Here is a 7,257-nt window from a genome sequence, read left to right as displayed (position 1 = left end):
CCGGGAGCGAGGCGGCGGCGCCGCGGCGCCGGTTCAAGGTCGGCGAGAAGGTGGCCGGCAAGATCATCCAGATCGGCGAAGGCGTCGCGTTCCTCGAGCTCGGCACGGGGCTCGCGGACGCGCTCATCGAGACCGTCGAGCTGACCGACGCCCAGGGGAACGTCACCGCGCGCGTCGGCGACATCGTGGACGGCGTCGTCGTCCACGCCGACGAGCGCGGCGCGATCGTCTCGAAGGGGCGCGGCCACGCCACCCGCGATCACGCGCGCGAGGCGGTGATCGAGGCGGCGCAGACCGGGATCCCCGTCGAGGGGCTCGTGAAGGCCGTGAACAAGGGCGGCCTCGAGGTCGAGGTCCACGGAGTCCGCGCCTTCTGCCCGGTGTCGCAGATCGACGTCCACTTCGTCGGCGACCCCGCGTCGTTCGTCGGCCAGAAGCTGCAGTTCAAGGTGCAGCGGGCCGACCCGCGCGACGTGGTGCTCTCGCGCCGCGCGCTCCTCGAGGAGGAGCGCGCCGCGAAGGCGCAGGCGACGCGCGAGAAGCTCGCGCCCGGCGCGATCTTCGACGGCGTCGTCACGAGCGTGCAGGACTACGGCGCGTTCGTGGACCTCGGGGGCATCGAGGGGCTCGTGCACGTGTCCGAGCTGTCCTGGGATCGCGTGTCGAAGCCGCAGGATCTGCTCAAGGCGGGCGACGCCGTGCAGGTGCAGGTGCTCCGCATCGAGGAGGACCCGAAGAAGGGCGAGCGCATCGGGCTGTCGGTGCGGGCGCTCACGCCCAGGCCGGAGCCGGCCGCGTCGCCGGAGAAGCCCGCCCGCGCTGCCCCGCCCGCGCCGCCGAAGGTCGGCGACGTGGTCGAGGCGACGGTGGACAAGGTGGAGCCGTTCGGGGTCTTCGTCCGGTTCGCCGGCGGCCGCGGGCTCGTCCCCGCCGCCGAGACCGGCACGCCGCGCGGCTCAGACCTGCGCAGGAGCTTCAAGGTCGGCGACGCCCTGACCGCGCTCGTCTCGGCGATCGACGAGCAGGGCCGGCTCCGGCTCTCGAAGACCGGCGCGGAGCAGGCGGCGGAGCGCGCTGAGGCGCGGGAGTACATGGCGAAGGCGCCGCGCGCGACCGGGAAGGGCTTCGGCACGCTCGGGGATCTGCTCCGGCAGAAGCTCGAGAAGAAGTAGCGCGGCTAGCGCTCGAGCAGGTCCACCGCCCACGGGCCGAGGCCGCCTGCGGGTTCCCGCCCGAGGTTCACCCGCAGCTCGAGCCCCGGGCGGCGCAGGGCGATCGCGGTCCCCTCCTGCCGGACCTCCGGCCACCCGCGCGCGAGGTCGGGCAGGTGCCGTCGCCGGATCGCGAGGCAGCGCCGGTAGTGGGCGAGGAGCTCCCCATGGCGGCCGTCGCTCCGCGGGGCGAGCTTCGAGGCGAGGAACGTCTCCTCCGCCTGCGGGTCCGGCACCTCCCCGGCGCCCGCCGCGAGGTGCTCCGCCCGCCGCCCCTCGGTCACGGCCCTCGCGAGCCGCGGGTCCGAGTGGCTCGTGAAGTAGAGGAACGGGCGCTGCTCGCCGTACTCCTCCCCCATGAACAGGAGCGGCGTGCCGGAGCCGAGGAGCACGAGGGCGGACACGGGGTAGAGCGCCTCCCACGGCACGAGGCTCGGGAGCCGCTCGCCGAAGGGGCGGTTCCCGACCTGATCGTGGTTCTGGTCGCAGGTGACGAAGCGGGCCGGCGCGAGCCCGGTGGTCGTCGTCCCGTGCGGCCGGCCGCGGTAGCGCGAGACCTGGCCCTGGTAGACGAACCCCTCCGCGAGCGCGCGCGCGACGTCGGCGGGCCGGCCGAAGTCGACGAGGTAGCGCCCGCGCTCGCCGGTGACGAGGGCGTGCAGCGCGTGCTGGAGGTCGTCCGCCCACACCGCCGAGCAGCCCCACCCCGCGGGCGGCGGGTCGAGCACCTCCCGGTCGTTCTCGTCGTCCTCCGCCACGACGTGCACGCGCCGCCCCGCGCGGCGCGCCGCGTCGTGCACCGCGAGGCAGAGGTCCGCCACGACGTGCCGCGGGCTCGAGTCCTGGATGGCGTGCGTCGCGTCGAGGCGCAGGACGTCCACATGGAAGTCGCGGACCCACTGGACCGCGGCGCCGATCACGAAGCTGCGCAGGCCGGCGGCGGCCGGGCCGTCGTAGTCGAGCCCGTCGCCCCAGGGCGACGGGTGGCGAGGGGTGAAGACCGGCGCGAACGTCGGGAGGTAGCACCCCTCGGGGCCGAGGTGGTTGTAGACGACGTCGAGGCACACCGCGAGGCCGAGGGCGTGCGCGCGATCCACGAAGCGCAGGAGGGCCGGCGGGCCGCCGTACGCCTCGTGCACCGCGTAGGGCGCCACGCCGTCGTACCCCCAGTTGCGCGTGCCCGGGAACGGCTGCACCGGCATCAGCTCGACGCAGGTGACGCCCAGCTCGGCGAGCGCCGGCAGCCGCGCCGCCGCCGCGTCGAGCGTCCCCTCCGCCGTGAAGGTCCCGACGTGCAGCTCGTAGAGCACGAGCTCCTCGAGCCCGAGGCCGGCGAAGCGCGCGCGCCAGCGATGGCGCGCCGGATCGAAGACCTCCGACGGGCCGTGCACCCCCTCGGGCTGGCGGCGCGACGCGGGGTCCGGGCGCGCCTCGCCCGCCGGCAGCACGAACACGTAGCGATCGCCCGCGCCCGCGCCGGGCACCTCCGCGACCTTCCAGCCGTCGCCCTCGTCGCGCATCGGCCAATCGCGGCCGCGCGTCCGCACGGCGAGCCGCTCGACGCGGGGAGCCCAGACGCGGAACTGGACCGCGCCCGCCAGGATCTCGGGCCCGTGAAGCCGGGCGGGATCGCGCACCGCGGCGTGGCCGCGCGAGTCGTCCCGCGTCATGCGCTGAAGCTAGGGAGCCCGGCCCCGGAGCGCTGCCACCGCGCCGCGGCCCGGCGGGCGGCCGGCCCGGATTGCGGCAGCGGGCCACGCGACACACGCTCCTGAGAGGGGATCGAAATTCGGGACTCGACTCTGTAACCAGACGTGCGCTAGTTTGTGGCCCCCCATATAGCCTGGACCCGCCTCGCTACTGGTCCCGAGCCCAGGCCCTTTTTTCGACGAACCGCAAAAAAGGAAAATCGGATGCCCACGTCTTCCGAGCGCACCACGACGAACCCCCATCTCATCGCCTGGGTCGACGAGATGGCGAAGCTCTGCAAGCCGGACCGCGTGTACTGGTGCGACGGCTCCGAGGCCGAGAAGAAGCGGCTGACGGAGGAGGCCGTCGCGGCGAAGGTCCTCATCCCCCTCGACCAGAAGAAGTGGCCGGGCTGCTACTACCACCACTCGAACCCGAACGACGTCGCCCGGGTCGAGCACTGCACCTTCATCTGCACGCCGACGAAGGAGGAGGCCGGTCCGACCAACAACTGGATGGATCCGAAGGAGGCCTACCGGAAGCTCGGCGCGCTCTACGAGGGCGCGATGAAGGGGCGCACGATGTACGTGGTGCCCTACGTGATGGGCCCGACGACCTCGCCGTTCTCCAAGATCGGCATCGAGCTCACGGACTCCGTGTACGTGGCCCTGAACATGGGGGTCATGGCGCGGATGGGGAAGCCCGCGCTCGACCGCCTCGGCCAGTCCGACGAGTTCAACCGCGGCCTGCACTCGGTCGCGGACTGCAACCCGGACCGCCGCTACATCTGCCACTTCCCGCAGGACAACACGATCTGGTCGATCGGGTCGGGCTACGGCGGGAACGCGCTCCTCGGCAAGAAGTGCCTCGCCCTCCGCATCGCGAGCTACCTCGCGCGGAACGAGGGCTGGCTCGCGGAGCACATGCTCATCCTCGAGGCCGAGAGCCCGAGCGGCGAGAAGCAGTTCGTGGCCGCGGCGTTCCCGTCGGCCTGCGGCAAGACCAACTTCTCGATGATGATCCCGCCCGCCGCCTTCAAGGGCTGGAAGATCCGCACCGTCGGCGACGACATCGCCTGGATGCGCGTCGGTGAGGACGGGCGGCTCTGGGCGGTGAACCCGGAGAACGGCTACTTCGGCGTCGCGCCGGGCACGAACCGGAAGACCAACCCGAACGCGATGGACAGCGTCCGCAAGGACACGATCTTCACCAACGTCGCGCGGACCGCGAGCGGCGACATCTGGTGGGAGGGCTGGGACACCGAGGCGCCCGCCGAGCTCATCGACTGGAAGGGCAACCCCTGGAAGAAGGGCTCGCCGGAGAAGGCGGCCCACCCGAACAGCCGCTTCACGGCCCCCTCGAAGAACAACCCCGCCATCTCGCCGTTCGTGGACGATCCGAAGGGCGTGCCGATCTCGGCGCTGATCTTCGGCGGTCGCCGCTCGACGACGGTGCCGCTCGTCCTCGAGGCGTTCAACTGGAACCACGGCGTCTACCTCGGCGCGACGATGGGGTCGGAGACGACCGCCGCCGCGACGGGGAAGGTCGGCGTCGTGCGCCGCGACCCGATGGCGATGCTGCCGTTCTGCGGCTACGACGCGGGCACCTACTTCCAGCACTGGCTCGACATGCAGAGCCGGATCCCGAACCCGCCGAAGATGTTCATGGTGAACTGGTTCAGGAAGAGCGCCGAGGGCAAGTTCCTGTGGCCGGGCTACAGCGACAACATGCGCGTCCTCAAGTGGATGCTCGACCGCGCCAGCGGCCGGGTCGGCGCGCAGGAGACGCTGCTCGGCTACACGCCGAAGCCGGGTGACCTCGACCTCACCGGCATCGACGCGCCCAAGGAGTCGGTGGCCGCCGCGACGAAGATCGACCTCGGCGAGTGGGAGCAGGAGCTCGAGTCGCAGGCCGAGTGGTTCGAGAAGCTCGGGAAGACGCTGCCGCGGTCCATCGCGCTCCAGCGCGAGCTGCTCCTCGAGCGCGTCCGCGCGGCGCGCCGCGTGAAGTAGCCGGCGCTCTCGCCGTTCCTGCCCGCGGGCCTGGCCGCCGTCCGGCGCCAGGCCCGCGCGCTTTTTCCGGGCACCGCGCCGACCGGCGTCGTACGCTCTGGTCGGCCCACGCCACCTCGCCATGTGCACCCTCGCCGTCGCGTTCCAGACCGATCGCCGCTGGCCCGTCGTCGTGGCCGCGAACCGCGACGAGCGGCTCGGCCGCCCGTCGGAGGGCTGGGCGATCCGCGACGCGGGCCCCGGCGCGATCCGGTACGCGGCGCCGCGGGACCTGCTCGCCGGCGGCACCTGGATCGGGGTGTCCGCGCGGGGGGTGTTCGCGGCCGTCACGAACTACCACGCGCCGGCGGCCTGGTACCCCGATCCGGCGCGCCGCTCGCGCGGCGAGCTCGTGCCCGCCGCGCTGGGCGCGCCCGACGCCCGCGCCGCGCGCGCGGCGATCGAGCGGCTCGAGGCGCCCCGCTGGAACCCGTTCCACCTGGTGGTGGCGGACGCGCGCGAGGCGTTCCTCTGGTGGTACGACGGCGAGGCGGCGGCGCTCGAGCCGCTCGCCCCCGGCCTGCACGTGGTGACCGAGAGCTCGCCGCTGGGCGCCGGGCCGCGCGGGGAGCTGGTGCGCGCCCGCTGGCCGCTCGACCCGAGCGTCCCGAGGCTGCACGACCTGCTCGCGCTCCACGACGACGCCCGCGGCGCCGCGCCCTGCATCCACGGGGATCCCACGTACGGGACCCGCTCCTCCGCCATCCTGCGCCTCGCCCCCGATCTCTCGACGTCCGAGCTGTACGCGGCCGACGCCCGCCCCTGCCTCGCGCCGCACGAGGATCGCTCCGCGCTGCTCCAGGCCCTCGCGCGCGCCGCTTGACGGCCGCCGGCCGCGGCGCAAAGACAATTCTCATGGGACTCCTCGACCGCATCTCCTTCCAGAAAGAGACCACCGAGCCGCCGGAGGCGATCGACGTCACCGACCAGCACGCGCTCCGCGTCCGCTGGCCCGGCGGGCTCGAGGTCACCATCCCGGCCGCGGTGCTCCGCGACCACTGCCCGTGCGCGGGCTGCGTCGAGGAGGGGACCGGCCGGAAGCTCCTCGATCCTGCGACGATCCCGCCGGACATCCGGCCGCTCGAGCTCCAGCCGGTCGGGAGCTACGCGATCCGGATCCAGTGGTCGGACGGGCACGGGACCGGCCTGTACACCTGGAAGACGCTCCGGGACGTGTCGGGCCTGCCGTAGCAAGCGTGTTTCGGGCGGGGCTCGGGCGCGCGGACGCGCGTGCGTCCCCTCCCCCTCCCCTGCGTCGCGCTACAGCGCGTTCCGCGCCGGGGCGGTCAGGGGCGCGTAGCGGTTCTGGTCCGGCGCGTGGCCGTCGCGCGGCACGCCGAACCGGACCTCGCGCGGATCCCCCTCGCCGCCACGGAGCGCGTGCACGAGCAGCTTCACCGCGCCGCGATCGGCGTGGCGGGCCGTCGCCTCGGAGATCAGCACGTCGGCGGCGCCGCGGGCGTCGTAGGCGCTCGAGCGGTAGGGGCGCGGGTGCGTGAGGGCGGCGAACGCGCTCGCGACCGCGATCACCTCCACCGCCCGGGGCGGCGGCGCGCGCAGCCCGGGGTACCCCTGGCCGCAGCGCCAGTGATGGCACCGGGCGATGGCGACCGCGGGGTGCGATCCGAGCACGGCGGCGAGGTGGAACGCGCCGAGGAGCGGGTGCGCCGCGATCCGGTACCCGTCGCGGGTCGCCAGCGGGCCGCCGCCGCGGGCGTGCAGCCGGCGGGGCAGGTGGCGCATGCCCAGGTCGTGCAGCAGCGCGCCGGCGGCGAGCGACGGCAGCGTCCGGGTGCGTCCGACCGCGGTGAGGAGCATCCGGACCGCGACCGCCGCCGTCGCGAAGGCGTGCTGGTGGACGACCGGCAGCTCGCGCCGGAGCGCCTCGAGCTCCTCGACGAGGACGTCCGGCAACGGCGCGGCGCGGAGCACGGCCTCGACCTCGGCCCGGGCGCCCGGGCGCTCGAAGAGCGGCGCGTACACCGGCGCGCCGAGCGGCGCCGCGACGTCCGCCACGAGGGGCGTCTCCGCGAGCGGTCTCCGCGAAAGAGCCGGGGCGCGCTGGCCCACCTCCGCGATCGCCTCCGGGGAGATCACGAGGTGCTTGCGGCCGAGGACGTGGCCCCGGCAGTCCACGAGGTCCTCGACGAGCGTCAACCGGTCGAACACGTGCGTCGCTGAAGGTAGCAGAGGCGCGCCCCGCGAATCGACGCCCCAACGGGACGGGGGGCGCGGCGGGCGAGGGTCCGCCCGCTCCCGGCCCCTGTCACCTCCGCCGGCCCCGCGCGAGCGCGCGATCCATCTCC

Annotated in this window: 6 protein-coding genes; 4 read left to right on the top strand and 2 right to left on the bottom strand. The window is 74.1% G+C overall.

From position 1 onward, the window contains the following. Positions 1–1,172 (top strand): 30S ribosomal protein S1 (locus MNZ27_RS16245; RefSeq protein ID WP_242395141.1); only part of this gene is annotated, 1,172 nt, incomplete at its 5' end. A gap of 5 nt (positions 1,173–1,177) precedes the next feature. Here the strand turns inward: MNZ27_RS16245 and treZ are convergent. Then, a complete protein-coding gene (gene treZ, locus MNZ27_RS16240) occupies positions 1,178–2,881 on the bottom strand; it encodes a malto-oligosyltrehalose trehalohydrolase (RefSeq protein WP_242395140.1) in 1,704 nt (567 codons plus the stop codon). Between the two features lie 243 nt (positions 2,882–3,124). Here treZ and MNZ27_RS16235 point away from each other — a divergent pair, with 243 nt between their 5' ends. The 3 genes from MNZ27_RS16235 to MNZ27_RS16225 all read left to right on the top strand — a co-directional run bounded on the left by MNZ27_RS16235 (position 3,125) and on the right by MNZ27_RS16225 (position 6,142). Continuing rightward, a complete protein-coding gene (locus tag MNZ27_RS16235; protein WP_242395139.1) occupies positions 3,125–4,912 on the top strand; it encodes a phosphoenolpyruvate carboxykinase (GTP) in 1,788 nt (595 codons plus the stop codon). 121 nt (positions 4,913–5,033) lie between these two features. After that, positions 5,034–5,774 (top strand): NRDE family protein, encoded by a 741-nt coding sequence (locus tag MNZ27_RS16230; protein WP_242395138.1) that lies wholly within the window; start codon positions 5,034–5,036, stop codon positions 5,772–5,774. Between the two features lie 32 nt (positions 5,775–5,806). After that, the gene (locus tag MNZ27_RS16225; RefSeq protein WP_242395137.1) at positions 5,807–6,142 is read left to right on the top strand and encodes a DUF971 domain-containing protein; all 336 of its coding nucleotides are present in this window, start codon (positions 5,807–5,809) and stop codon (positions 6,140–6,142) included. Between the two features lie 69 nt (positions 6,143–6,211). Here MNZ27_RS16225 and MNZ27_RS16220 read toward each other — a convergent pair whose 3' ends face one another. After that, positions 6,212–7,120 (bottom strand): HD-GYP domain-containing protein, encoded by a 909-nt coding sequence (locus tag MNZ27_RS16220; protein ID WP_242395136.1) that lies wholly within the window; start codon positions 7,118–7,120, stop codon positions 6,212–6,214. Positions 7,121–7,257: the final 137 nt, after the last annotated feature.

It is taken from the genome of Anaeromyxobacter oryzisoli, assembly GCF_022690765.1.
In the GTDB taxonomy this organism is placed as follows: Bacteria; Myxococcota; Myxococcia; order Myxococcales; family Anaeromyxobacteraceae; genus Anaeromyxobacter; species Anaeromyxobacter oryzisoli.
Note: the sequence above shows the minus strand (reverse complement) of the source record. Positions and strands in the feature narration are given on the sequence as shown.

Bases quoted from the DNA above. Each gene is read 5' to 3' on its own strand.
- MNZ27_RS16225 (WP_242395137.1), top strand. From the start codon at position 5,807: ATGGGACTCCTCGACCGCATCTCCTTCCAGAAAGAGACCACCGAGCCG.
- MNZ27_RS16235 (WP_242395139.1), top strand. From the start codon at position 3,125: ATGCCCACGTCTTCCGAGCGCACCACGACGAACCCCCATCTCATCGCC.
- MNZ27_RS16230 (WP_242395138.1), top strand. From the start codon at position 5,034: ATGTGCACCCTCGCCGTCGCGTTCCAGACCGATCGCCGCTGGCCCGTC.
- treZ (WP_242395140.1), bottom strand. From the start codon at position 2,881: ATGACGCGGGACGACTCGCGCGGCCACGCCGCGGTGCGCGATCCCGCC.